At 69.2% G+C, this 24,920-nt stretch carries 25 protein-coding genes and 1 pseudogene; 10 read left to right on the top strand and 16 right to left on the bottom strand.

Features of this window, described 5'->3' with window-relative positions; all coding sequences use genetic code 11:
• Positions 1-2: 2 nt before the first annotated feature.
• A complete protein-coding gene (locus BLV39_RS42615) occupies positions 3-341 on the bottom strand; it encodes a hypothetical protein (protein WP_143049996.1) in 339 nt (112 codons plus the stop codon).
• Between the two features lie 79 nt (positions 342-420).
• Between BLV39_RS42615 and BLV39_RS44470 the strand changes: the two are divergent.
• Positions 421-528 (top strand): annotated as a pseudogene (locus BLV39_RS44470) (mycothiol-dependent nitroreductase Rv2466c family protein); the annotation flags it as partial.
• Positions 529-569: 41 nt separating this feature from the next.
• On the opposite strand, the gene BLV39_RS33300 reads toward BLV39_RS44470, so the two are convergent.
• From BLV39_RS33300 to kduI, 10 genes are all read right to left on the bottom strand, one after another.
• Positions 570-4,829, bottom strand: coding sequence for a LamG-like jellyroll fold domain-containing protein (locus BLV39_RS33300; RefSeq protein WP_090801084.1), 4,260 nt, complete (start codon positions 4,827-4,829; stop codon positions 570-572).
• Between the two features lie 106 nt (positions 4,830-4,935).
• Positions 4,936-6,078 (bottom strand): sugar kinase, encoded by a 1,143-nt coding sequence (locus tag BLV39_RS33295; RefSeq protein ID WP_239083563.1) that lies wholly within the window; start codon positions 6,076-6,078, stop codon positions 4,936-4,938.
• A complete protein-coding gene (gene eda, locus BLV39_RS33290; protein WP_090801082.1) occupies positions 6,075-6,692 on the bottom strand; it encodes a bifunctional 4-hydroxy-2-oxoglutarate aldolase/2-dehydro-3-deoxy-phosphogluconate aldolase in 618 nt (205 codons plus the stop codon). Before eda ends, BLV39_RS33295 begins: the two co-directional genes overlap by 4 nt.
• Entirely contained in the window at positions 6,689-8,176 is a 1,488-nt protein-coding gene (locus tag BLV39_RS33285) for an aldehyde dehydrogenase family protein (protein WP_090801081.1), read from the bottom strand. The genes eda and BLV39_RS33285 overlap by 4 nt, the downstream gene beginning before the upstream one ends.
• 18 nt (positions 8,177-8,194) lie before the next feature.
• Complete coding sequence (locus BLV39_RS33280; protein ID WP_204082736.1) at positions 8,195-9,151, bottom strand: ABC transporter permease; 957 nt, start codon at positions 9,149-9,151, stop codon at positions 8,195-8,197.
• Positions 9,148-10,665: a sugar ABC transporter ATP-binding protein gene (locus tag BLV39_RS33275; protein ID WP_090801078.1), complete on the bottom strand. Its 1,518-nt coding sequence runs from the start codon at positions 10,663-10,665 to the stop codon at positions 9,148-9,150. Before BLV39_RS33275 ends, BLV39_RS33280 begins: the two co-directional genes overlap by 4 nt.
• Complete coding sequence (locus BLV39_RS33270) at positions 10,662-11,663, bottom strand: ABC transporter permease (RefSeq protein WP_204082737.1); 1,002 nt, start codon at positions 11,661-11,663, stop codon at positions 10,662-10,664. Before BLV39_RS33270 ends, BLV39_RS33275 begins: the two co-directional genes overlap by 4 nt.
• The gene (locus BLV39_RS33265) at positions 11,660-12,751 is read right to left on the bottom strand and encodes a sugar ABC transporter substrate-binding protein (RefSeq protein WP_090801074.1); all 1,092 of its coding nucleotides are present in this window, start codon (positions 12,749-12,751) and stop codon (positions 11,660-11,662) included. Before BLV39_RS33265 ends, BLV39_RS33270 begins: the two co-directional genes overlap by 4 nt.
• Before the next feature lie 40 nt (positions 12,752-12,791).
• Complete coding sequence (gene kduD / locus BLV39_RS33260) at positions 12,792-13,550, bottom strand: 2-dehydro-3-deoxy-D-gluconate 5-dehydrogenase KduD (RefSeq protein WP_090801072.1); 759 nt, start codon at positions 13,548-13,550, stop codon at positions 12,792-12,794.
• Entirely contained in the window at positions 13,547-14,362 is an 816-nt protein-coding gene (gene kduI, locus BLV39_RS33255) for a 5-dehydro-4-deoxy-D-glucuronate isomerase (protein WP_090801070.1), read from the bottom strand. Before kduI ends, kduD begins: the two co-directional genes overlap by 4 nt.
• A 184-nt stretch (positions 14,363-14,546) precedes the next feature.
• Here kduI and BLV39_RS33250 point away from each other — a divergent pair, with 184 nt between their 5' ends.
• Positions 14,547-15,320, top strand: a complete 774-nt coding sequence (locus BLV39_RS33250) for an IclR family transcriptional regulator (RefSeq protein ID WP_204082738.1) — start codon at positions 14,547-14,549, stop codon at positions 15,318-15,320.
• Here BLV39_RS33250 and BLV39_RS33245 read toward each other — a convergent pair.
• Entirely contained in the window at positions 15,317-15,541 is a 225-nt protein-coding gene (locus tag BLV39_RS33245) for a tautomerase family protein (RefSeq protein WP_090801066.1), read from the bottom strand. The genes BLV39_RS33250 and BLV39_RS33245 overlap by 4 nt on opposite strands.
• Positions 15,542-15,686: 145 nt before the next feature.
• Between BLV39_RS33245 and BLV39_RS33240 the strand changes: the two genes are divergently transcribed.
• The 3 genes from BLV39_RS33240 to BLV39_RS33225 all read left to right on the top strand — a co-directional run bounded on the left by BLV39_RS33240 (position 15,687) and on the right by BLV39_RS33225 (position 18,918).
• Complete coding sequence (locus BLV39_RS33240; protein ID WP_090801063.1) at positions 15,687-16,391, top strand: YcnI family copper-binding membrane protein; 705 nt, start codon at positions 15,687-15,689, stop codon at positions 16,389-16,391.
• On the top strand, positions 16,388-17,980 hold the full coding sequence (locus tag BLV39_RS33235) for a copper resistance CopC/CopD family protein (protein WP_204082739.1): 1,593 nt from the start codon (positions 16,388-16,390) through the stop codon (positions 17,978-17,980). Before BLV39_RS33240 ends, BLV39_RS33235 begins: the two co-directional genes overlap by 4 nt.
• Positions 17,981-18,477: 497 nt before the next feature.
• Positions 18,478-18,918, top strand: coding sequence for a DUF3592 domain-containing protein (locus BLV39_RS33225; protein WP_090801061.1), 441 nt, complete (start codon positions 18,478-18,480; stop codon positions 18,916-18,918).
• Positions 18,919-19,194: 276 nt separating this feature from the next.
• Here the strand turns inward: BLV39_RS33225 and BLV39_RS33220 are convergent, their stop codons facing one another.
• Positions 19,195-19,965: a hypothetical protein gene (locus tag BLV39_RS33220; protein WP_090801059.1), complete on the bottom strand. Its 771-nt coding sequence runs from the start codon at positions 19,963-19,965 to the stop codon at positions 19,195-19,197.
• Complete coding sequence (locus BLV39_RS33215; RefSeq protein WP_239083564.1) at positions 19,958-20,488, bottom strand: RNA polymerase sigma factor; 531 nt, start codon at positions 20,486-20,488, stop codon at positions 19,958-19,960. Before BLV39_RS33215 ends, BLV39_RS33220 begins: the two co-directional genes overlap by 8 nt.
• A 173-nt stretch (positions 20,489-20,661) precedes the next feature.
• Here BLV39_RS33215 and BLV39_RS33210 point away from each other — a divergent pair, with 173 nt between their 5' ends.
• Together BLV39_RS33210 and BLV39_RS33205 are read left to right on the top strand one after the other, a co-directional pair.
• Positions 20,662-21,243, top strand: coding sequence for a hypothetical protein (locus BLV39_RS33210; RefSeq protein WP_090801054.1), 582 nt, complete (start codon positions 20,662-20,664; stop codon positions 21,241-21,243).
• Between the two features lie 149 nt (positions 21,244-21,392).
• Positions 21,393-21,719, top strand: coding sequence for a hypothetical protein (locus tag BLV39_RS33205; protein ID WP_090801052.1), 327 nt, complete (start codon positions 21,393-21,395; stop codon positions 21,717-21,719).
• A gap of 153 nt (positions 21,720-21,872) precedes the next feature.
• On the opposite strand, the gene cspE is transcribed toward BLV39_RS33205, so the two are convergent.
• Positions 21,873-22,076 (bottom strand): transcription antiterminator/RNA stability regulator CspE, encoded by a 204-nt coding sequence (gene cspE / locus BLV39_RS33200; RefSeq protein ID WP_013283833.1) that lies wholly within the window; start codon positions 22,074-22,076, stop codon positions 21,873-21,875.
• 463 nt (positions 22,077-22,539) lie between these two features.
• On the opposite strand from cspE, the gene BLV39_RS43295 reads away from it, so the two are divergent.
• From BLV39_RS43295 to BLV39_RS33190, 3 genes are all read left to right on the top strand, one after another.
• Positions 22,540-22,686: a hypothetical protein gene (locus BLV39_RS43295; RefSeq protein ID WP_176985219.1), complete on the top strand. Its 147-nt coding sequence runs from the start codon at positions 22,540-22,542 to the stop codon at positions 22,684-22,686.
• Between the two features lie 185 nt (positions 22,687-22,871).
• Entirely contained in the window at positions 22,872-23,078 is a 207-nt protein-coding gene (locus tag BLV39_RS33195; RefSeq protein ID WP_090801050.1) for a hypothetical protein, read from the top strand.
• Positions 23,079-23,208: 130 nt separating this feature from the next.
• Positions 23,209-23,622 (top strand): class I SAM-dependent methyltransferase, encoded by a 414-nt coding sequence (locus BLV39_RS33190; RefSeq protein ID WP_143049995.1) that lies wholly within the window; start codon positions 23,209-23,211, stop codon positions 23,620-23,622.
• Positions 23,623-23,695: 73 nt separating this feature from the next.
• Here the strand turns inward: BLV39_RS33190 and BLV39_RS33185 are convergent, their stop codons facing one another.
• Positions 23,696-24,703: a zinc-dependent alcohol dehydrogenase family protein gene (locus BLV39_RS33185; protein WP_090801046.1), complete on the bottom strand. Its 1,008-nt coding sequence runs from the start codon at positions 24,701-24,703 to the stop codon at positions 23,696-23,698.
• Between the last annotated feature and the right edge of the window lie 217 nt (positions 24,704-24,920).

Raw genomic sequence — 24,920 nt, 5'->3', positions numbered from 1 at the left:
GTTCAGCGCCCGGCGTCGGCTCCCCACGCGGACGGCGCTGCCTGACGTAGGTCGTCGCCGCTCACCGCCGTTCTGTCGGCTGCTCGGACCTTCACGACTGGCACATCGAATCCGAACACCACGTTCGACCCGTCCGCGAACGAGACCGTCACGTGCGTGTCGGGACCTGCCGGGTGGTTGTCCATCCACTGCACGTGGACAACCTCATCCGTCAGGGATCCGTCCGGACGCACCAACGCGAATCCCTCGAGGTCGCCCTGAGCGACATCGGACCGCAGCAGCTCACGATGCTCAGCGACCTGCCGCTCTCGCCAGCGCCGTCGTGCGTCGGTATTCGCCACGAGTGCATTCTCCAACAGGCCCTGCCGCGATGATTTGGGTGATTCTGACGAGCCCGCGCTACATCGGATGTTCCGAGTGCCGCGTGGTGAGGCGGCGGGTCGACTGTGGGACGGCACGCTCCTGGTCGCGCAGGCCGATGGGTTCCACGAGCTGAAGGGTCGGCCCCACGAGCCGCCCGTCTGGTGATTCGGGGCCCCGGGACGGATCCCGGGGCCCCGCTTCGTTGACTAGCGGCGGCCTGCGTACAGCTGGGTCACGTGCTCGGCACTGAGCTCGTAGCCGTACAGACGGAAGTCGTCGATCAGCCCGTCGAATCGGGGGTCTCCCCAACTCGTCCCACCGAGGAAGTTGGCCGTGGTGGTGCCGCCCACTCCCACGTTACCGATGCCGATGGGGAAGTCGGAGCGGGTGGCCTGGAGGACCCCGTTGAAGTAGATCTTCGCGGTCGAGCCGTTCATCGTGAACACCACGTGGGTCCACTGGCCCAGCGGCAGGTCCCGGCCGGCGCCGAGGGTGAGCCGTTCCTGCGCCGGCACTCCCGCCGCCTTGAAGGTGGCCCCGAACCCGGTCGTCCCGCTGTTCGTGGCCGACTGGAGCAGGAAGAACGTGTCCGTGCTGCTGCCGATCTGCAGCAGCGGCACCCAGTTCGGGAGCGTGTCCGGACGAGCCCAGAAGGACGTGGTGAACTGGTTGGTCAGTCCGGCCTGGATGTTGTTGGGCAGCTTGACCTCGTTACCCGAGGTCGCGGCGCCGCCCGGTAGGTTCACCGCGCTGCCGAGCTGGCCGCCGGCCCAGGTCACCGTGGCCGGCAACACGGCCGCACCGATCGACGTCCTGGTGCCCGAGTTCCCGGCGGCGGTGCCGGTGTTCTCGTCGAAGGTGTAGCGCACGGCGTTGCCCTCGTTGTACATCGCCGCCACGTCCGCACCGTTCAATGTGGACGTGTACACCCGTACGTCGTCGATCAGACCGTCGAACGCGGCGTCGCCGTATCCGTTGCGGCCCAGCCAGTTGTTGGCCGTTGGGCCGATGGCGGTCATGTCGACCGTCAGGTCGGCCCGGCTCGCGATCGCCACGCCGTTGAGATAGAGCGTGCCGATCGAGCCCTGGCGGGTGAAGGCCACGTGGTTCCACTGGTTGGCTACCACATCCTGGGCCGGACTGGCGTACACCCGCTCCTCGGGGCCGGTCTTGGCCTTGAAGGTCGCGGCCAGGCCGGTGCTCCCGGACGCCTGGGTCTGCATCTGGAGCTGGAAGTAGCTTCCGGCGGAGCCGAGCCCGTCTCCGATGTGGAACAGGCCGGTCCAGTTGCTCTTGGTGTCGGGGCGCACCCAGAACCCGGTGGTGAAGTTCGCCGCGTTCTGCAGCAGGTTGTCCGGCAGGTCCACCGCGTTGGCGGTGCTGCCGCCCGGCAGGTTGAGCGCCTTCCCGATGACACCGTTGGCGGACCAGCCCGTGGTGCCGGTCAGGATCGCGGCACCCGGGCCACCGGAGCCACCGGTGTTGGCGGCCGAGGTGCCCTGGCCCTCCTCGAACTCGTAGCGGACCGGGACACCGACGGGTGTCGGCGGCGCGTCGTCGCCCACGACCACCAGGTCGTCGATCATCATTCCGGCGCCGGTTCCCGGACCCCTCAGGGTGAGCGTCTGCGTGCTCGTGGCGGCTGTGAAAGTGCCGACGTACGTGCCGTAGTTGCCCGTCGAGGGCAGGCTCGTCGTGGCGGTGATGGTGGCATTCAGGTTGGCGACCGTAAGGTTGGCTGTCGCCGAGCCGGTTCCGGAAACCCGGCTGTCACGTGCGTAGCGCACTGACACCCGGTACGTGGTCCCCGGGGTCAGCGAGCTGAGCGTGCGGGTGATGCTGCCCGCGTTGCCGAGGCTGAGCTGGTAGCCGGTGAGCCCGAGGCCACCCTGACCGGAAACGGTGCCGCGCGCGAGCTGAACCTGGCTCTGGACCGTCCACGGAGACATCCGGGTGTTGCCGGCGGCGACGTCGACGGTCGCCGGCGGGTTGCTGGTGCGCCACTCGGCGGGCAGGCGCGGGTACTCGAACTGGTCGACGACCCGCGGGTTGAGCTGGCTCAGCTTGACCGCCGGGTCGATCTTCACGATCTTCGCGACCGACGGCGTGCCGGCCGAGTCCCAGACGAACAGCATGTACGAACCGGGAGGCGCGTACGTGCCGTTGGCCGGCGCGGTGATGTTGACCGTGCTGCCGGACTGGCTGAACGCCAGGTCCTGGAAGTTCTGGTCGTTGTTGAAGCCGTGCGTCACCGAGCCGTTGCGGACCAGCGTGACCCGCGAGACGGTGCCGGACGCGGTGATCGGGAAGCTGCCGTTGTAGCCGATGGTGGCGGGCGCGGTGTTGATCGCCGGGCGCGGGGCGACCTGGTCGCCGTTGAACAGGTACGCCGGGGAGTAGTACTCCACGTCCGTGTAGTTGCGCGGGCCGGGAGTGCCGCCGCCGCCCATCATCACGCGACCGTCGGGCAGGAGCAGCGACGCGGAGTGGTAGAGCCGAGCGTGCTCGTACGGCACGGCGACCTCGGTCCAGTTTCCGGAGTCCGGGTCCCAGATCTCGGCGTTCGTGACGTACCCACCGTTGCCGTTGTTCTCGCGGCCGCCGCCGGTGACGAGCACGTCGCCGTCGGGCAGAACCGTCGAGGTGGCCCAGTGCCGCTGGTATTTCATCGGCCTGGTCGCCGTGACGACCGGGCTGGCCGTGCCGCCGGTGATGTCGACGGTGAAGCCGGCGCGAGCGCCGTCCGGGCCGCCGCCGTTGCCCCACCAGCCGCCGCCGACCTGAAGAATCTTGCCAGGGCGGTACATGGTGGCGGTGGACGTCGCACCGACCGGGTTGCCGTTCGTGCCCTGGTTGGCGATGGCGGTGGGCAGCGTGCCACGCAGCGTGGTCTGTCCGGTGCCGCCGTTGCCCGCGGGGTTGAGCTCGTACATCTGCGTGCCGGTGATGTTGAACAGGGTTCCGCTGCCCGGGGCCACGAACGCCCGGGGATACCACCAGCGGTTCTCGTCCTGGCCGGCGTGGTCGGACCCGCCGTCGCCGTACGCCGCCGGGCTGCGGGCGCCGTCGAGCGTCTTCCAGCCCGAGCCCGACTGTGGAGTGTAGATCTCCGGGGTGAGCACACCGGGTCCACCGGGGCCGCCGCGGAGGCTGCCGCCCTGGACGACGATGTCGCCGTTGGGCATGGTGGTGCCGGTCGGATACCACCGGGGGTAGTTCATGGGTGCCTTGTTCTGCAGCCCGTTGTTGGTGGTGTAGCTGGTGACGCCGATGGCGGCGTCGTTCGGGGCGTTGCCGCCCAGTCCGTCGTCACCGCCGACCGTCATCGTGGAGTGGTCGTGCGGGTTCTGCACCTGCATCGCGCAGAACAGGTCGGTGTACGTGGTGTTCGGGAGGATGCCGGCACGCAGGTTCGTGAGATTTCGTGGCTGGCCCGGATCCCAGATGTCGACCTCCATCTGGCCGCCCTGGGTGACCGAGCTGTTGCCGGTCCAGTCGTACGGCGTGGTGTCGTTGCCCCAACCCCCGACGCTGCCGAACGACTGCACCTTGCCGTCGGAGGTCAGCGACATGTTGATCGGCACCAGCGGCCACGGCGTGACGCCGCTCCAGGCGCCGGCGCGGTCCTTCACGGGCGGCGAGCAGTCGGCGGGCAGCAGCCCGGCGGCGTACGCCAAACCGTTCTTCATCTGGGCGCGCATGTAGGACTCGGAGTAGGCGGTGCCCTCGTGACCCATCGAGGTGTACCAGGACCGGCCGGAGTCGATCTTCTGGCACCAGGTGACGGGGTGCGAGGTGCCCTGACGGCCGCCGCCGTACGAGGACTCGTCGGCCTCGATCACGGTCCGGACGTACGGCGCCGGGTTGACCACCCAGTCGTACCACTCGTCGCTGCGGGTGAGCGAGGCGGTCACGCCCTGGGCGAGCGGGTGAGCGGTGTCCCTGACGAACACCCGGCCCGGCCGGACGCCGGGGTCCTCCGGGTGTCCCTCGGACGCGGCGCCGACGAGGCGGGCGTAGAACGGGTTGACGTCGTGCTCGCTCTCGCCGACCGACCAACCGGTGTAGTGCAGGCCCATGAAGCCGCCGCCACCGCGGATGTAGGACTCCAGCGCGGTGCGCTGCGCCGCGTTGAACAGCACGCCACCGGTCTGCGCGAAGACCACGGCGTCCCGGGCGGCCAGGTTCGCCGTGTTGAAGACCGCGGGGTCCTCGGTCTCCTGGATCTCCACCGGCTGGTTGTACTGCGTGCCGAGCTGGGCGGCCAGGTCGCGCACGGCCTGCCGGGCCTGCACGTTCGAGGCGTGGAAGTTGGGTTTGTAGAACAGCAGGACGTTGAGCCGGCCGTCATCGACGAGGGCGGCCCGGGCGGCGGCGTTGGCCACCGCGGGGGCTGACCCGGCGACGAGCGTCAGGGCGAGGAAAGCTGCTGCCAGGGGACGGGCAGACCTGCGGGGCACCTTCATAAGAGATCCCTTGAGGTTCGGCTGACATTGGCAGTGAGGACGGACACTGCCACTGATAGGCCCGAAGGTATAACAACGCCGAGAACCCTGTCTATATTCTTGAACTTTAGTACGACAGGTTTCTATATGTGAACTGCCGCCCGACTCTTGCACTACCGGCGTACGCGGGCGCTGCCGCCACCGGCGAGCGCCCAGACCTCTGCCCGGTCGCCATCGAGGTGTCGCCCGGCGTGGTCATCGCGAGCGCGCCGTGCGCGGCGCCCAGCTCCAGACACGTCTGGAGCCCCTCCCCCTCGAGCAGGCCGTAGATCAAACCGGAGGCGAACCCGTCGCCACCACCGACGCGGTCGAAGATGGCGAGGTGTTCACGCGCCGCCGAGGACAGCACACCGGTCCGCGGCGACCAGGCGATCGCCTGCCAGTCGTTGTCGCTGGCGCTGTGGACCGTCCGCAGCGTCGTCGCCACGACCGACAGCCATGGCATCTTCCCCGCGACCGTGTTCACCATCTCGGCGAAGCTGTCGATCGGCAACGCCCGCAGTTGCTCGTCCACCTCCGCGACCTCGAAGCCGAGCGCGGCGGTGAAGTCCTCCTCGTTGCCGATCATCACGTCGACGTGCCGGGCCAACCTGGTGTTGACCTCCCGCGCCACCTCCGTGCCGCCGATGCCGGCCCACAGGCTGGGTCGGTAGTTGAGGTCGAAGGAGACCACCGTGCCGTGCCGCCGCGCGGCGGCCATCGCCTCCTCGGCCACGGCGGCCGCGTTCTCGGAGAGGGCGGCGAAGATCCCACCGGTGTGCAGCCAACGGACACCGCGCCGGCCGAACAGGTCGTCCCAGTCGACCACGCCCGGCCGCAGGTTCGCGATCGCCGTGTTGGCCCGGTCGGACACGCCGACCGCACCGCGTACGCCGAAACCGCGCTCGGTGAAGTTGAGACCGTTGCGCGCGGTGCGGCCGATGCCGTCGTACTTCTCCCAGCGGATCAGCGAGGTGTCGACGCCGCCCTGCATGATGAGGTTCTCGACGAGACGGCCGATCTCGTTGTCCGCGAGTGCGGTCACCACCGCGCCGCGCAACCCGAACACCTTGCGCATCCCGCGGGCGACGTTGTACTCGCCGCCGCCCTCCCACACCTCGAACCGGCGGGCGGTGCGCACCCGGCTGTCACCGGGATCGAGCCGCAGCATGACCTCGCCGAGCGCGACGATGTCGAACTCGCAGTCGGTGGCGGGACGGAGTTCGATCATGACGCGGCTACCGTGGCCGCGCACCTCGCGGTGACCTCGTCCCACTTGCCGGCCGCCAGCAGGTCGGGCGCCACCATCCAACTCCCGCCGACTGCGGCAACCGCCGGATGGTCGAGATAGGACGGTGCGTTCCGCTCGGTGATGCCCCCGGTCGGCACGAAGCGGACCTGTGGAAACGCTGCGGACAGCGCCTTGACCGTCGGCAACCCGCCGCAGGCCTCGGCCGGGAAGAACTTGACTGTGTCGAGGCCGAGGTCCAGCGCCGCCATGATCTCGGTAGCCGTGCTGGCTCCCGGAATCACCGGCAGGTCGAGCGCCTGGCAACGACGCACGACATCGGCGCTCAGGCCGGGCGAGACGACGAACCGGGCGCCCGCCTCGTACGCGAGGTCGACCTGCCCGGCCGTGAGGACCGTTCCGGCCCCCACGACCAGGTCACCGCGCCGCGCCAGGCGACGCAGGACCGTCGCCGCTTCCGGGGTACGAAAGGTGACCTCGGCGACCGGCAGGCCGCCCGCGACCAACGCGTCGCCGAGGGCGTCGGCGTGCGCCGGATCCCGCAGGACGACGACCGGGACCACCCGGTGTGCCCCCAGGGTGTCGAGCACGCTCATCGCAGCTCGGCGATGACGGTCTTGAGCTCGGTGTAGTCGTCCAGGCCGAACGAGCCGAGCTCGCGGCCCCAACCCGACTGCTTGAATCCACCGCGCGGCAGGGTGACGTCATCGGCGTGCCACGTGTTGAGCCACACCGTGCCGGCCCGCAGACGGGCGCCGACCCGGTGTGCCGTGCCGATGTTGTTGGACCAGACACCCGCGGCGAGGCCGTACACCGTGTTGTTCGCGGCCGCGACGACCTCGTCCTCGGTGTCGAACGGGATCGCGGTCACGACCGGGCCGAAGATCTCGTCGGTCTGCACCGCCATCTGCTCGTCGACGCCGGTGATCAGCGTCGGCTGCACGAAGAAGCCGCGGTCACCGACCCGGTCGGCGCTTCCCGCGGTCAGCACGGCGCCGTCGCGGACCGCCCCGCCGATGTAGCCCAGCACCTTCTCGTGCTGCTCCTGCGAGACCAGCGGGCCCATCTGCGAGGTGGGGTCGAAGCCGTCGCCCACCTTGATCGCGGCCGCCGCCGCGGCCACTCCCGCGACGACCTGGTCGAAGACGCCGCGCTGGACGTACAGGCGCGAGCCGTTGACGCAGCACTGCCCCTCGTTGAAGAAGCCGCCGAGCACCGCACCGGCGATGGCCGCCTCGATGTCCGCGTCGTTGAAGATGATGTTGGGAGCCTTGCCGCCGAGCTCGAGGGAGACCTTCTTCAGGTTGCCCGCGGCCGCTGCGGCGATCTTCTTGCCGACCTCGGTGCTGCCGGTGAAGGCCACCTTGTCGACACCGTGGTGCTCGACCAGCGCGGCGCCGGTGTCGCCGAAGCCGGGCAGCACGTTCACTACGCCGGCCGGCACGCCGGCCTCGAGCAGCAGCTCACCGAGGCGCAGCGCGGTCAGCGGCGTCTGCTCGGCCGGCTTGAGGATGACGGTGTTGCCCGCGGTGATCGCCGGGACGATCTTGAAACAGGCCATCAGCAGCGGGAAGTTCCACGGCACGATGCCGGCGACGACACCGACCGGCTCGCGGCGGGTGTAGGCGTGGAACTCGCGACCCGGCACGGACATCGGGATGGAGGTGCCCTCCATCTTGGTCGCCCAGCCGGCGAAGTACCGGAAGAGCTCCGCGGCGATCGCGATGTCGCCCTCCCGGGCCGCCTCGACGCGCTTGCCGTTGTCGAGGGCCTCCAACTGGGCGAACTCGTCGGCGTGGGCGTCGATCAGGTCGCCGATGCGCCACAGCAGGTGCGAGCGGTCGCGCGGGGTCATCTTCGACCATGGCGAGCCGGACTCGAACGCCGCGCGCGCCGCCACGACCGCCCGGTCCACGTCGACGCTCGATGCGTGCGCGACCTGAACCAGCTCTTCCTCGGTCGATGGGTTGACGGTGGCGAAGGTCCTGCCGTCCTTCGCGTCCACCCACTCACCGTCGATGAGGAGCTGCCTGGGCGAGGACAGGAACGAGCGGACGGCGGGCAAGAGAGCGGGGTTCATGGTGGCCTTCCATAGGAGTTATTTGACGGTCGACACTTTTGAGCGGTCGAGGGTGAGCGCGACCGCGACGACGATGATCGCGCCGTACAGGATCTGCTCGTACGCGGAGGGCACGCCGACGATCGGCAGGCCCACCCGCAGCAGCGTCACGACGAGCGCGCCGGCGAGGCTTCGCCACACGCTGCCGTGGCCACCGGTGATGGCGGTCCCGCCGACCACGATCGCCGCGACCGCCGGCAGCAGCAGGTTGTCGGCCATCGTGGGGCCGCCGCTGAACTGCCGCGACACCAGCATGACCGCGGCGAGCCCGGCGCAGGCGCCGGAGACGCAGAACGCACCGATCTTGACCAGGTCGACCGGTGTGCCGGCGAGCCGCGCGGCCGACTCGGAGTAGCCGGTGGCCGAGATCCAGCTCCGCAGCGGGGTCACCTTGAGGACCACGGCGATCAGGGCGACGACGATGATCGCCATGGCGGCGGACATCGGCACGTAGCCGGCGAGATAGAGGTCGAGCCAGCGGACCGTCGAGTCGTCCACGACCCGCACCGTGCCGGCGCCGGAGACCACGAGGGCGACCGCGGACAGGATGCTCATCCCGCCCAGGGTGACGATGAACGACGGAATCCGCAGCAACACGTGCGCGACGCCCTGCACCGCGCCGATCGTCGCCGCGACCAGGATGACAGCCGGTGTGGCCAGGCCACCGAGATCGGGCAGCCACAGGGCGAGAAAGACGGTCGACAGCGAGGCCAACGCCGCGATGGACAGGTCGATGCCACCGCAGAGCACGACCAGCGTCGCCCCCGCGGCCAGCACGATGAGCGGAGCGGCGGTGCGTGCCACCGCGATCAGGCTCCGCTGCGTCAAGAAGTCCGGGTCGGCGATGGTGAGGGCGGCGACGAGCGCTGCGAGGGCGATGAGCGGCATGAACCCCGTGAGCCGCTGGGTCGGCTTGAGGGCGACGGCAGTGCTCACACCATCTCCTTCACGAGGTCGAGAGGGCTCGGTTTGGCGCCGTTGGGGCAGGCGACCTCGGTGGCGACCCGGCCGTCGTTCATGACCAGGATGCGGTCGGCCATGCCGATGGCTTCCTCGAGGCTGTCGGCGAGCAGCACGGTGGCGACGCCGGTCGCGGCGAGTTCGCGCATCAGCCGGTACACCTCCGAGCGGGCGCCGATGTCCAGGCCGCGCGTCGGGTGGTCCAGCAGGAGCAGCCGGATGTCGCCGGCCACCAGCCAGCGGGCCAGGACCACCTTCTGCTGGTTGCCGCCGGACAGCCGCTGGATCGCGGTGTCGCGGCCGGGGGTGCGGATGGAGAGCCGGCGAATCCACGAGTCGACCAGGGTGGCTTGCTTCTTGGGCGCCACGAAGGGTCCCGCGCAGCGGGCCTGTTGCTTGGCCAGGGTCATGTTCTCGGCCACCGACATCGCACCGACCATGCCCTCGAGCTTGCGTTCGGCCGGCACGTAGCCGATGCCGGCGGCGCAGGCGGCCCGGGTGCTGGGCAGGTCGATCTTCTTGCCGTCCATCCGGATCTCGCCGGCGGTGGTCGGCTCGGCGCCGAACAGGGCCCGGCAGACGTCTTCGCGACCGGAACCGTGCACGCCGACGATCGACACGATCTCGCCGGGTGCGACGTCGAAGCTGATGTCCTGGAACGTCGTGCCAGACAGTCCGCGTACGGACAGCCGGGGCTGCTCGGAGCCGACCGTGGCGGCGGCGTTCTCGTGGTAGTGATCGTCGGATCCGGTGGACCCGATCATCATCCGGTGCAGTTCGCGCGGGACCGCGCCGGCCGTGGCGACCTCGCCGACCGACTGGCCGCCGCGCAGGACGGACACCCGGTCGCAGACGTCCAGCACCTCGTCGAGCCGGTGCGAGACGAAGATGACCGTGGCGAACTCGCGCAGTCGGCGGATCTGCGCGAACAGCGTGTCGATCTCCTTGGACTCCAGGACCGATGTCGGCTCGTCCAGGATGACGACCGGCGGATGCTGGGTGCGCTCCTCGATGCGCAGCACCTTAGCGATCTCGACCATCTGCCGGTCGGCGAAGGAGAGCGAGTCGGTGCGGGCGAGCGGGTCGATGGGCGAGCCGATCTTGTCGAGCTGCTCCTGGGCCAGGCGGCGCATGACCTCCCAGCGGTAGACACCCCGGCGTACGGCCGGCCCCTCGCTGCCGAGCACGATGTTCTCCGCGGCGGTCAGGTTGGGCACCAGCGACTGTTCCTGGAAGACCATCCCGATGCCGTGGTTGGCGGCGTCGACGACGCTGCGCAGCCTGACCGGCTCGCCGCGGACGTAGATCGAGCCGGCATCCGGGGCGACCAGGCCGACCAGCGCTTTGAGCAAAGTGGACTTGCCTGCGCCGTTCTCCCCGGCCAGACCGAGGACCTCGTTCTGCTGGACCACCAGGTCGACCCCGTCGAGGGCTTTCACCCCGGGGTAGTGCTTCACGAGGCCGCGTACCTCCAGGGCCGGCACACTCATTTGACCACCTGGTTCCGTCGACGTTGGGGGATGACGGCGGCGGCGACCGCGGCCACCACGATGAGGCCCTCGACCCCGCCCTGCCAGTACGGACTGACCCCGATCTGCACGAGACCGTTGGTGAGAACCATGACGAGCATGACGCCGACGGCGGAGTGCAGGATGCCGCCCCGACCCCCGGTGAGCAGGGTGCCGCCGACGACGGCGGCGGTGATGGCCGAGAAGTCGTATCCGTCGCCGGCCTGGACGAGGCCCGCGCCGAGCTGGCTGGTCACCATCACGCCGCCCAGCCCGTAGAAGGCGCCGGCAAGTGCGAAGACCGCGACCTTGTACGGATTGACCTTGACGCCCGAGAGCAGGAGCACCTCCTCGGCGCCGCCGATGGCGAAGGCGTAGCGACCCAGCCGGGTGTAGCGCTGGATGAGCCAGCCGACCAGGATGCACACGGCGGCGATCCAGGTGAGGTACGAGAACCCGAGGAACCGCTCGATCGCCAGGCCCTTGACCATGGTGTCGGAGATGTTGGGCTGCACGCCGGCGAACATGAGGGTCGCGACGCCGAGCCCGACGGCCGACATCCCCAGCGTGGCCATGAACGACGGCACCTTCAGCAGCACCAGGGCAAGCCCGCTCACGCATCCGAACGCGCAGCCCAGCAAGACGGCGACCGCGATGCCGAGCAACCCGAAGTCGTTGTCGTTGCGATTGTTGGCCACCAGCAGCGACACGGTCAGGGCGCAGGCGCCCATCACGCCGGCGGCCGACAGGTCGATCGACCCCATCATCAGCACGAACGTGATTCCGCAGGTGACGACCGCGAGCACGGCGGCCGCGTCCACGATGTTCTGGACGTTGTCGGTGCTGCGGAACTGCGGGCTGAGGGCCGCGAAGATCAGGAAGATGACGATCAGCGCGACCGGTGGACCAGCATCGCGGAACGACGCGCCTCGCCGGGACTGGCGGCGAGGCGCGTTGACGACCTCGGATGTCACTGTCACGTCAGGGGCCCGGCCACACGGTTGAAGACGTTGCCGCACTCGAAGTCGGCCGGGTTCGTCTTCGGAGCGGCGAACTCGGCGGCGTTGTCCTTGGTGATGAGGAACTGCTCGGCGAAGAACGCCCGATTGGCCGCGGCGATGTCCTCCACCTTGAGCTTGCCGGTGGCGGCGCAGAAGCCGATCGCCAGACCGATGCCACCCTGCCACGAGCCGTCGCTGGAGACGGTCGCGGTCATCGTGCCGGCCTTCACGGCGCTGACGGCGTCCGGGACGGCGTCGATGCCGACGACCGCCACCTTGCCGGCCTTGCCCGCCTGCTGCAGCGCCTCCAGGGCGCCGAGCGCCATGTCGTCGTTGGCCGCCCAGATGCCCTTCACCTTGTCGCCGTGCTTGGTCAGCAGCGTCTTGGTGACGGTGAGCGCCTCGGCGCGCGAGAAGTTGGCCGCCTGCTGGTCGAGCAGCGTGACGCCGGTGTTCTTCTTGAGCGAGTTCTGCAGACCGACGAACCGGTCCTTGGCGGCCGCGGTGTCGAGCACACCCTGCAGCGCGATGATGCCGCCCGAGCCGCCGATCGCGGTGGCGAGCGCGTCACCGATCTGCTGCCCCGACTCGACGCCGTTGTAAGTGATGTGGCTGAGCCAGGTCTTGTAATCGGCCGGCTTCAGGTCGGCCGGCTTGTTCCACTGCGTGACCAGGTACGCCCCGGCCTGGTCGGCACCCTTGACGATCGGCGCGGTGTCCGAGTCGCCGTTGGGGAGCACGTTCATGACCAGGCACTTGGTGTCGCCGGCGAGGATCTGGCTGATCTGCTCCTGCTGCTTGGTGGAGTCACCGTCGTACGTGAGGCGCTCCTGGGTGAGACCGACCGACTTGGCGAAGGCGTCGCCGCCGGCCAGCCACGAGGCCTCGTACGGGTTCGACTCGTTGCGGACCTGGCCCACCAGCTTGACGGCGGACGGATCGCAGGCGGCAGAGCCACCGGCGGCGGTGTCGTTGCCTCCGGCGGCCTGCTCGCTGCAGCCCGCCAGGACGGCGGCAGCCAACGACAGGCTCATGATGGCGGCGGCGGAACGAGGGGTGACATTCATGGTCGATCCTCAATTCTTCGTAGGGGACGGGAATGCGGGGTTAGCGGGCCAGCCACCCTCCGTCGACGGCCAGGACGTGGCCGTTGACGTAGTCTGCGGCGGCGGAGCTCAGGAAGACGGCCGCGCCGGCGACATCGGCGGCGCTCCCCCAGCGACCGGCCGGGATGCGCTCGAGGATGGCCCGCGACCGGTCGGGGTCGGCGCGCAGCGCGGTGGTGTTGTCGGTGGCCATGTAGCCGGGCGCGATGGCGTTGACCTGCACGCCGAGCGGACCCCACTCGTTGGCCAGGGCCTTGGTGATGCCGGCGACGCCGTGCTTGCTGGCCGTGTACGACGCGACGCGGATGCCGCCCTGGAAGGAGAGCAGGCTGGCGACGCTGACGATCTTGCCGTGCCCGCGCTCGGCCATCGGGCGGCCGAACTCCTGGCAGAGGAAGAACAGGCCGTTCAGGTTGATGTCCAGCACCCGGTGCCAGGCCTGGCGGGTCACGTTGACCGCGTCCTCGCGGTCGATGATGCCGGCGTTGTTGACCAGGATGTCCACCTGCCGGCTGCCGGTCACCTCGGCGGCAACCCGTTCGATGGCCGCGTGGTCGCTGACGTCGAGGTCGACGATCTCGACGTCGCGGCCGCTTTCGGCCACCTGGTCGCGGGTCTCGCACTGGCTTCCCGACCGTCCGACCAGGACCAGATCGGCTCCGGCCTGGGCGAGCCCGACCGCGATGCCCTGTCCCAGGCCCCGGCCGGCGCCGGTCACGACGGCGCGGCGGCCGTGCAGGTCGAAGGGCGAGCGGGTCACAGCTCCTCCAGCGCCACGGGGGTCAGGTCGGTGTAGTCGTTGTTCTCGCCGCCCATCGCCCAGATGAAGGCGTACGACCCGGTGCCGACACCCGAGTGGATCGACCACGGCGGCGAGATGACCGCCTCGCGGTTGCGCACGACCAGGTGGCGGGCGGCGCCGGGCTGGCCCATCAGGTGGAAGACCCGCTCCTTCTCGTCGAGGTCGACGTAGAGGTAGACCTCGGTGCGCCGGTCGTGCAGGTGCGGCGGGAGCGTGTTCCACACCGAGCCGTCGGCGATGACGGTGACGCCGAACTGCAGCACCGCGGTCTGCGGCTCCTGACCCCAGGCGTAGCGGTAGAGGCTGCGTTCGTTGGCACCCTGCGGCGTGCCGAGCTTGACCGGTTCGATCGACGCGCGGCTCAGCAGCGTTGTCGGGTAGGTCGCGTGCGCCGGAGCGCTGACGAAGTAGAACTCGGCGTCGGGACCGGCGAAGGTGACCTCGTTGCCGCGGCCGACGAACAGTCCGTCGAGGTGGCGCAGCTCGAACTTCTCGTTGTTGACCAGCACGTGGCCCGGCTGCCCGACGTTGACGATGCCGAGCTCGCGGCGGGCCAGGTGCGACGGTGCGCCGAGCACGTCCCAGGCCGGCAGCTCGAGCTGATCGGTGCCGGGAACCGCCGCGCCGATGATCAGTCGGTCGTCGTGGGTGTACACCCCCCGGACCTCGCCGGTGCGGAACAGCTGCTCCACGAGGAAGTTCTTTCGCAGGTCCGCATTCGTCGCCGTCTCAACGTCGGACGGCGATGCGGAGTACCTAACCTCGATCAAAACTCGCTCCTCGTTTGTGAACCGCGTTCAGCTACGTGAACCGAGCAGGACGTTACCTATGGCTCCGATCACAGGTCAAGAGCTTGAAGTTGGTTCTTCTATGTGAACTGTGATTGAGTTTGGTACCGCACACGGCGTGATGAGCGCATGCTTTAGGCGCGCCATCGTTGATGAGGAGGTCTGGGTGGACACGGAAAAGACGGCCAACGGCGGCTCCGCCACCTCGCAGGTCAAGTCGGCCGCACGCGTCCTCGACCTCTTGGACGACATCGCCGCCAACGGCCCCGGCACCCAGTTGCAACTGGCCACCCGCCTCGGCATCCCGAAGAGCAGCCTGCACGCGCTGCTGCGCACCATGTGCGCCCGCGGCTGGCTGGACACCGACCAGACCGGCAGCGTGTACCGGCTCGGCGTGCACACCCTGACGGTCAGCTCCGCCTACCTCGACGGCGATCCGGTGCTCTCGCGCGCCCGGTCCGTGATGGACGAGATCGCGACGGCCACCGAGGAGACCGTGCATCTGGGGCGCCTGGAGGGTGCCGAGATCATCTACACCGCCAAGCGCGAGTCCAAGCACCCGTTGCGGATGTACTCGGCCGTCGGTCGCCGCCTTCCCGCGTACATGACGGCTCTCGGCCGGGCGATGCTCGCCGAGCTGCCCGAAGACGTCCGCGACCCGCTCGTCCCCCACCAGATCAAGCCGGTCACCACCCAGACGATCACCGACCGCGACGCACTGCTGGCGATCATCGACAAGGCCGGCCAGCTCGGCTACGCCGAAGAGAGCGAAGAGTCCTGCCTGGGCGTACGTTGCTTCGGCGTCGCGCTGCCCTTCTCGCCCGACTCGGCGGACGCGGTGAGCGTCGCGGTCCCCATCAGCCGCCTCGACCAGGGTCGGGAGGACTTCATCATCGAGACCCTGCTGAGCGTGAAGGCCCGCCTGTCGGCGATGCGTTAGCTCTTGTCGAGCGCCGCCACCACGGCGGCGCGACTTGGGTCCTCGCTGGCCAGCACGCCTCCGTTGGCCACGATGTCCGGGGTGATCTCGTTGAAGACCATGCGGACGTCCTGCGGACGGGCACCGAGGATCTCGACCGCGTGGTCGGTCACGGCTCGGGCGAAGGCCCGGCGCTGCTCCACGGACCGGCCCGCGAGCAACTCGACGGTGATGTTAGGCATGGCGGCCCTCTCCCGTACATCCAGGCTGTGGACTTCAGTTCACTAGCGTGAACGCACGCTACCGTGACGGCCCTGGAGTCGCAATCGAGGATGGGTCGTGTTCACATCCTTGACATCGGTTCAGCCTGTTGTTCCAATCTGTGCGATGAACCGCCATCCCGCTCGTACGCGGTGGCGCCGCGTCGCACGGATCGCCGCCGCGACGCTGGTCGCCGGCTGGGTCTTCGGCGTCGCCTCCCCGGCGAGCGCCCACGTCACCGTCACCCCCTCCACGACCACGGCCGGAGCGCACGCCATCCTGACGTTCGAGGTCGGGCACGGCTGCGGGAAGTCGCCCACCACCGCGATCACCGTGCGGATCCCGGATCAGATCACCTCGGTGACACCCACCCGCACAGCGCTGTGGGAGGTCGAGAAGGAGACGGAGAAGGTCGACCCACCGGCGGTCGACCCGCACGGCAACCAGATCGTGGAACGGGTCGCCTCGGTCTCCTACCGCACGGACACCCCGCTTCCGGACGGCTACCGCGAGGTCTTCGAACTCGTGGTCCAGTTGCCCGAGGCCGACGGGACCCGACTGGTGTTTCCCACCATCCAGACCTGCGAGCAGGGCGAGTCGGCCTGGATCGAGGTCGCGCAGGACGGGGGTTCCGTCGAGGACCTGGAGTTGCCCGCCCCGAGCTTCGTCATCTCCGGTTCTGTTTCTCCCGAGGGGGCACACCACCACGCGGCCGTCGCGGCGCCGGCCTCGGCGTCGGGAGGAACTCTGGCAATTTCTGCGCTGGTCGCCGGCATCCTCGGCTCGCTCCTGGGTGGAGCGGCGCTCGTCCGACAGCGCCGCCGGACATGACCAACCGCCTGTCGGCACTGCTGTTGCTGGCTCTTTCGGCCGCGCTGGTGGTCGGCGTCTCCCCGCCGGCGTACGCGCACGCCACTGTGGTCAGCACCGATCCGGCGGAGGGCGCGGTCCTGGCGACCGCACCCGACCAGATCCGGTTCACCTTCGACGAGGCCGTACGCGCGGTCCCTGATGGAATGCAGGTCTTCGACTCCCAGAGCAAGCTCGTCCGGGCGACGACAACCGCCCGGGGCGTCGAGCTCGGAGTCGCTCTGCCCGACGGCCTCCGCGACGGCACGACCGTGATCACCTGGCGGGTCGTCTCGGAGGACGGGCACCCGATCGGCGGCGCGCTCACCTTCTCGGTGGGCGTGCCCACCCCGCACGTCGCCCCGCCGGCTCGCATCCCGGACGTCCCTTGGCCGCTCACGCTGGCCCGCTGGCTCGGCTACCTCGGCCTGCTGCTGACCGCGGGGCTGGTCATCTTCGCGGCGGCGTTCCTGCCCACCGGCGTTGGAGTCGACCGCCGGGTGGCCGCCGTCATCCGTGCCGCCGCGGCCGTCACCGTGGTGGCATGGCTGGCCATCCTGCCGATCACCGCGACCTATCTGCTCGGTGACGGGCTGAGCCTGCTCACCCAGGGCTCCACGTGGTCGGCGCTGCCGTTGACCGAGTACGCGGTCACCGCAGTCGTGATCAGCGGATCCGTCCTGGCGGTGGCCCTGCTCGGCCGCGGCCGTGTGGCGGCGATGGTTGCCGCCGTGCTCGCCGCCACGGCCCCCGCGCTGGTGGGACACACCCGAGCAGCGAGCCCCGAAGCGCTCGTCATCGGTGCGGACGCGCTGCACCTGCTCGCCGGCAGCGTCTGGCTCGGCGGGCTCGTCGGCTTGGCAGTGACATTGCCCCGCCTCGCCGGCCGCGGCGCCGCCTTGACGCTCGCCCGGTTCTCCAGCGCCGCCGCCGGCGTCCTGGCCGCCCTGGTCGTCACCGGCGCACTGCTCGGGTGGCGGATCCTCGGGTCGTGGCAGGGGCTCGTCGACACCAGCTACGGACGACTTCTCCTGGCCAAGATCGCCGTTGTGCTGATCGCGATCGCCTTCGCGGCGTGGAACAGGTGGTCGCTCCTCCCCCGGCTCACTCGGGCCACGAAGCGACCCTCGTCCCGGCCGGTGGTTCGCGCCACCGCGATCGAGGGCGCGATCCTCGTCGTCGCGCTGCTGATCACCGGCTTCCTAGTCGACACGAGTCCCGAGGGCGGCGCCGCGCCCGCGTCTGCCTCCAGTGTGGACACTCGCACGACCAAGTTGGGCGACATCGCCGTGCGGGCCACCCTCGCCCCGCTCGCCCGGGGCGCCAACACCGTCACCCTGCGGCTGAGCAACGCAGCCGGCGAACCCACCGACGGCATAGCCCCTCCGGTCGTACGCCTGTCCGCCGACCAGACGACGCTCGGCGCCGTCCCACTCACCCAGGTATCACCGGGCTTCTACACGGCGAAGGTGACACTGCCGGTGCCCGGAACGTGGCGGATGCAAGTCTCCCTGCGGGTCAGCGAGTTCACCAACCCGGTAAGCGAGCTGGAGTTCACCGTCGCCGGGTGAGTCACCCGCCGACAGGGATGGCCGGCACGGAAACAGCAGGACCGATCAGCATGTCGCCGCCCTGTACCCCGACATCGCCCTCCGAGCACGATGCAGGTCGAGCACCGCGGTCACCGCGGCCAGGGTGTGCGCGCCGCGCTCGCGCTCCTGGACGTGCGCGCGGGCCCGGGCGACCATGTGCCGCACACGGTCCACATCGGTGCCATCGATGTCGACGGGCCTCACAGAGGCAAGAACGCGGGACGACGCGCTGGCGACAGGTTCTCCAGCAACACCAGGAACGCCAGCGACAGGGAGTCGGCGGTCTCGGCTTGGTCCGCCGGTGAAGGCCCGGTGACCACCGGCTCCGGCAACCACTCGCCGACGTACCGTTGCCGCCGTACCCGCCAAGCGGAGCCGACGCCTGGAGATCCGACAGCGACCGATCACCGACTCACAGCGCCAGTCTCTTTGCGCGTAGCGTTCGTCTGCTCGGACGCTACGTGAGAGGACAAGCGATGATCTTTACAAAGCGGCGCACGATCACCGGGCTGGCGATCGCCTTCGTCCTTGGGCTGATCGCCGTCGGCATCTTCCTCATCGGCGAACAGCAGCGGACACGGATCGTCGATCAGGGCAGCCCGACCCAGGCCATCGTCATCTCCGACCACAACGACGAATTTGATCACTGGTACACCGTGAGGTACACGGCGCAGGGGCAGGCCCGCACAGCCAATCTGCGATACCCATGGGTGATCGATAAAATTCCGGTGGGTCAGGCCCTCACCGTCCACGTTGATCCGGACCACCCAGAGCGGATCGCCACCGCCGACGGCTATTCCACCCCGATCTGGACTTCCGCGCCTGGCTGGTTCGCCATCCTGGCGGTCTTCGCCGCCTTCATTTCTGTTGTCGGGCGCCTGACCTCTTCTCGCAAACGGTTGCCGGAGAATGGTTAGGCGCGTCTGCCGGCGGCGGGCATCCGCCGCATTACTCCCCACCGGTCAGATCGCCACACAAGTCGCGGTTGGGTCGGGTATCCGTCGCCGCCCGCTCCCTCCCCGTACCGAGATTCGGCGGACCAGGGCCAACGGGGCGTTGGCCCCCATCGGGCCTTCCCCTGGGCTGGCCAGATATGCGTGATGAACACCACCGGCGGCGCAGCCACCCGCACCAAACGGACAGGTGGCTGCGCCCAGTGAACACGGGTCACGCCGTTTGAACGGCGCCTATCTCTAGCAGGTCGGGGTGCCCTCGCAGAGCCGGTCGGCGGCGACCCGGCCGAGCTCGCGCAGCGCCGCTACGTCGGTCTGCTGCCGCTGCCAGAGCTGAGTGATCAGCGAACCCTGCCGGACGAAGACGTAGAAGTTGGTCTCGCCCTTGTTCGCGGTCACCCGGATCAGCGTCGAGCCGGCGCCGGCAAAGCCGGTGTCGACCACAGTGAAGCGAACCCGGGGGCAGTGGCTGCTGAGCTGATCCGGCAGGGCGTCGAGCCAGGCCTCGGTCGCGGCTGACGAGTCCATCCTCTCGGTGACCTGGTAGAGGTCGTCGTCGCCGCCGCGCTCGTAGCTCTCCTCCAGCATCCATTTACCGAGGGGATTGACACCCGCGCTTCGCGGGAAGGCGCAGCCACCCGCGTAATGGCCCAGCGTCCGGGAACTACCGATCAGGTATAGCGGCACGCGGTGGTAGCCCGCTGGCAGGTCGCTCTCCCGCAGCATCACCGCGGCGCCCAGCCCGTCCGGTTCAGCGACCTGGTCCGGTGGAGCGGTGCTGGGGCTCGGTGAGGTCGGCGGGCCACTCACCGCCGGCGGACGGTCGAACACGCCGACCGCGAAACCCACGGACGGCAGACCGACCGCGACGGCGGTCAGCACGCCGGCTGCTGCCGTCCGCGACCGCCGGCGGCGCCGGGACACCTGCCGGGCAGCGTCGGCCCCGGCCGGAACAGCAAGCGGCGGGCCGGCGCGGAACCGCGCGAACAGTTCGTCGACCTGGTCAGGCACGGTCGTCCTCCTCGTCTTCGGTTAGCAGCGTGGCGAGTGCGGCCCGGCCGCGGTGCAGCCAGGACTTGACCGTGCTCTCGGGGACGCCCTCTTGCACGGCGATCTCGGCGATGGCGAGGTCGGCGATGTGGAACAGCACGATGGCCCGGCGGTGTTTTTCGGGCAACGAGCGCAGCGCGCGGGCCAGCGCGACCCGGTCCGGGCTCGGCTCGGCCACCACCTCCTCGCGGTGGTAACGGGCGTGGGCCCGGGCCGCGCGGACCCGGCGCCAGCGATTGCTGGCCACGTTCATCGCGACCCGCCGGATCCAGGCCGCCGGCTCGTCGTAGGTGGCCAGTCGGTCCCAGCGAGCCCAGGCTCGGCTGAAGGCCTCCTGGACCGCGTCCTGCGCAGCGCCGACATCCGCGGTGTACGCGTACATCTGGAGCATCAACCGGTGGACGTTCGCGCCGTAGAACTCGTCGAACGACACGCCGGCCGCCGCTCCTGCCCCGGGCTTGGGCACCCGCACAACCGTCTCCATAGGCTGCCTCCTCGTCTCCGGAGAGGACACCATTGACCCCGGTCGCGGGTTGCACCGTCAGTCGGCGAGATATCGGCCGCGATAGTGACGTCGGGTATTTGTCTCGGTCCCATCAGGTTTGCGCGGGTAGCTCATCATCTGGAGTACGGAGTTCCAGCCGGATTGGGGCGGCCATGCCTGACGACGACACCGTGCGATCCCAGGAAACGGCACTGGCTGAATTCACCGCCCTGCGCGCGGAGATCATGGCTCGGCAGAACAGCCAGCAGGCCCTCCTGTCCATCCAACTGACGGTCGCGGGCGCGTTGTTCAGCCTCGCGCTCTCGAGCCCCGGCCGCGCCACGGTTCTGCTGATCCTGCCGCTGACCACAGTCATGCTGGCGGGCCGCCACGTGGCGCACAGCTACGCGTGCCTAAGCATCGCGACCTACATCAGGACCGAGCTCAGCCCACGCGTGGCCGGCGGCCTCGGCTGGGAAGAGTGGCTCCGCGCGCATCGCGAGATCCCGCGCCGGCATCGACTGCTGAGCCCACTGTTCATCTCGTTCCCGGCGATAAGCGCACTCGCGATTGTCGGCGCATTCCCATACCTCGTCGGCCTGCCGCCATCCCCGACGTCCGTGAGCTACTGGCTGGGATGGACGATCGGCGCCGCTTTGACGGTGTCGTCGATCAGGCTCGTCCAAAAGGTACGACACGACTCCTTCCTGTGGACCGGCCCGACGCCGGAGAAGGTGTTGGCGCCCGAGGTGTGACGCGCGCAGGGCCAGCTTGCGTACCGGGACGCCGCTCCAGTTCTTGCTCTATCCGATGATTCACATCGCCAAACCCGCGTTCTACGCGGGGGTGACCAGGCGGCTCGAGCAGAACATCGATTACCGGGCCCTCGGCGTGCCTATGGCTCGTGCTACCGGCCATCGCGCTCGCGCGGCTGTTCGGCGGCTCCCGGGTGATCTGGTCGAAATCGATGGAGACCAACGACCTCCCGTTGACGAACAAGGAGGAAGAGCTCAACGACCTGCCGCCGGGGTTGGATGCCGCCTTCGCCGATCAGCGCGACGAGCGCCTCATCGCCGCGCTCTGCCGGCTGCACGAGGAGCGCGGCCACGAAGACATCGAGGTGGCCGTCGTCTCCGGCGCCGGACACACGGCCGCCGTCGTGGCCGGCCTCCAGCAGGGGTACGGGTACCGCCCGCGCTCGGCCGACTGGCTCACCGTCGCCGACCTGTGACCAGCCGGGCCAGGCGACCCGGGCGACCACCGGTCATCGGAGGTGCGGTGCGAGACGGGAAACCGAGATGGATTCGGAAGACCGTGGCGGGCTCATGAAACGCCGAACGGCGGCCCGACTGAACCAGTCAGGCCGCCGTTCGCAGAGCGTGGATCAGAGCGGGCGGATGTTCTCCGCCTGCGGGCCCTTCTGGCCCTGGGTGATGTCGAACTCGACCTTCTGGTTCTCGTCGAGGCTGCGGAAGCCGCTCGCCGAGATCGCGGAGAAGTGGGCGAAGACGTCCGCGCCGCCGTCGTCGGGGCTGATGAAGCCGAAGCCCTTGTCGGCGTTGAACCACTTCACGGTGCCTGTAGTCATGTCTGCTCCTTCGCAGGCTGTTGGGGACCGCACTGCGCGGACCCCTACGCCGCTGCGTTGATCACCCGCGTCGAAACGACACGAAAACGAAAAGGCGCCTTGATGGTTTCAAATACCCATCAGGCGCCGATAACGTCTACGGAAATCAAAACTGCAACAGGACCAAGATAGCACATGCTCCGCCGTCGGTCCTGCCGCAGCGAGTGGAACAGGCCACTCGTCTGTACGCCACACAGCGTGGACGCACTTTGACCCGCGTTCACGACGGCCTGGCTCGGCGAGCCAGCGAGGTGTCCAGCATGGCCCGAGCTGGACACCGGCCCCATCGCGCTCGACCGGTGTTCGATCGCACCCTGCCGATGCCACTTTCCATCCGCGCCGTTTCCACGGGCCTTCCACGCATCGCTGACACGGTGGTGGTCACCGGGTAGCGGGTGCTGGCCCTTGCCGCGAGGAGATGTCAATGACACGTTTCCGCACGCACCTGGCCCGCCGCCTGGCGATCGTGATCCTCGGCGGCGCGGCCGCGGTCGCGCTGTTCGCCGCACCCGCCGCCGCGGCGAACATGCCGTGGGCCGCCCCGGTCACCCACGGGCTCGAGTGCTGCTAGCCGGACATCGTCCCGGGCGAACTGTGGACTCGCCCGGGACACCCGGTCTTCAGATCGACCTCACCCACACCACGGACCCCTCCGTCCTGGCCGTTCGGCTGACCCCTTGACCGTCATCCACCTCGCCGGATGCGCGGTCCCGTCGCCCGATCCCGTGGACGGGACCCGTTGGACAAAATCGGTACATGCTGAGATTCACGCCAGACATCGGACTCCTCCGAGCGTTGATCGCCATGAACGATGGCAAGACCAACGTCATCCACACCCCGCCGGACCAGCAGGTTGTGGCGTGGGTCCACAGGCAGGGCTACAGCGTGACCCTCGTCGAGGGAACAGCCGAGATCCGGCCCGGCGACGTCATGAACATCCCACTGCATCCGCTGACATTTTGAGCCGACCACCGCGACGCAGCTCGCCTGGACGTGCCACCCCAGCCCACGATGTGTCGATCGTGACCCGCACACAGCAGCTCGGCAGCCTCGGGTCGACGCGCCGCGCCGCGGCACGCGTAGCGTCGACGCCATGCCTGCCCCGCACTGGTTCTTTCGCTTCATGTACGACCGTGAGAGCGCGGCCTGGGAGCGGCGACGCGACGAGTCGGGGCAACGTGAGCTGGTCGAGCGGACCGTCGATGAGCTCGCCAACGTCGTCGCACCGCCCGGACCTGTAGCCGATCTCGGATGCGGGCCCGGCGCGCACGCGCTCGCACTCGCACGGCGCGGTTACGAGTCGTCGGTGTCGACGGGTCACCTCGGATGGTCGAAGTCGCGCGGACACGCCGTACTGGCGGCTGCGCGCGATGTGCTACCAGCTCGTGCCGGCGTCGTTCGCTTCTATGACCTGAACTCCCTCCGCCGTCTAGTCGAGGGCCAGGACCTCACCGTCGTCGAGTGCGACGGCGAGCCCGGCCGCGTAAGCGTGTTGGCTCGCGCATAACGTCGCTCGTCGAACGTCCATTGTGGTGCGAGTGATCCATCGCCTGCGTCGCGCGAGTGTCTGGAGCGGTCCGCTACGAGATGCGAGGGGGAAGCGCAACGGTTTCGCCCGCCACATCGATCGCGACCTTGCCGCGGAGTGCGTACGACCGCCTGTTCTCCAGCAGTTCATGAGCCTCGCCCATTCGAGCGAGCGGAAGAGTCGCGCCGATGACCGGCTTCACGAGACTGCGCTCGACCAGCGTGGTGAGCCCGTCCAGCTTTCCTCGGCTCTGTCGTGCGAAGACGAAGTGATAGGCGGCGTTCCTGCCCCACGCCTCGATGAGGTTCTGCGGCTGCGCGATGTCGACGATGCTGACGACGCGTCCGAAGTCGGCAAGCGTCAGCGGGCTTCGGGTCAGCGTGTCGCCACCGATCGTGTCGAAGACGACGTCGACCCCCTTGCCTCGCGTCATCTCGGCCACGGCATCGACGTAGTCCGTCGAGGTGAAGTCGATCGCCGCATCCGCTCCGAGAGAACCCACGAACTCATGGTCGCCGGCTTTCGCGGTGGTGATCACTCGTGCGCCGATCGCCTTCGCGATCTGGATCGCGATCGTGCCGACACCGCCCGCGCCTCCGTGGATGAGGATCGTCTCCCCCACGGTGAGCTGAGCTCGCGTCACCAGGGCCTCCCAGACCGTTCCGCCGACGAGAGTCAGGCTCGCCGCCTCCAGGTGACTGAGGTTCTCCGGCTTCCGGCCGACGAGGTCGACGTCGGCGACGTGCTGCTCGGCGTACGAGCCGGGACCGCCGAAGATCCGGGGCGTGTAGTACACCGCATCGCCGGCGCGGAACTCGGTCACGTGTGATCCGACTTCCTCGATCACGCCCGAGATGTCGTGCCCGATGATCGCCGGGAGCGGCACATCATCCGCGTAGTCGCCGCGACGGATCTGATAGTCGAGCGGGTTGACGGCGGTCGCATGCACGCGCACCCGCACCTGGCGGGGCTCGACCTGCGGCACGGAGACGTCGCGCAACTCGAAAGCATCGGCCCCTCCGAAACGGGCGAGCACAACGGCCTTCATCGGATCAGCCATATCGGTGTTCCTCATCGTGGTTCTGGGTAGCTCCTAGCCGTATCACTCCAAAACGGTAGGCCTGCTTCCGGGCGGTGTCCGGTAAACACCGTTTCGAGGTCAGCGCGGTTGCCGACGGTCGACCGCGGCCAGGACGGCAGGCTGCCCGGTCGACCCCCTCCGGGCGGCCTTCGCCCGGCGACACCCACGATCTTCCTGTGACCGTGGCCACCGTCAC

It is taken from the genome of Asanoa ishikariensis, from assembly GCF_900107455.1.
Classification (GTDB): domain Bacteria; phylum Actinomycetota; class Actinomycetes; order Mycobacteriales; family Micromonosporaceae; genus Asanoa; species Asanoa ishikariensis.
Note: the sequence above shows the minus strand (reverse complement) of the source record. Positions and strands in the feature narration are given on the sequence as shown.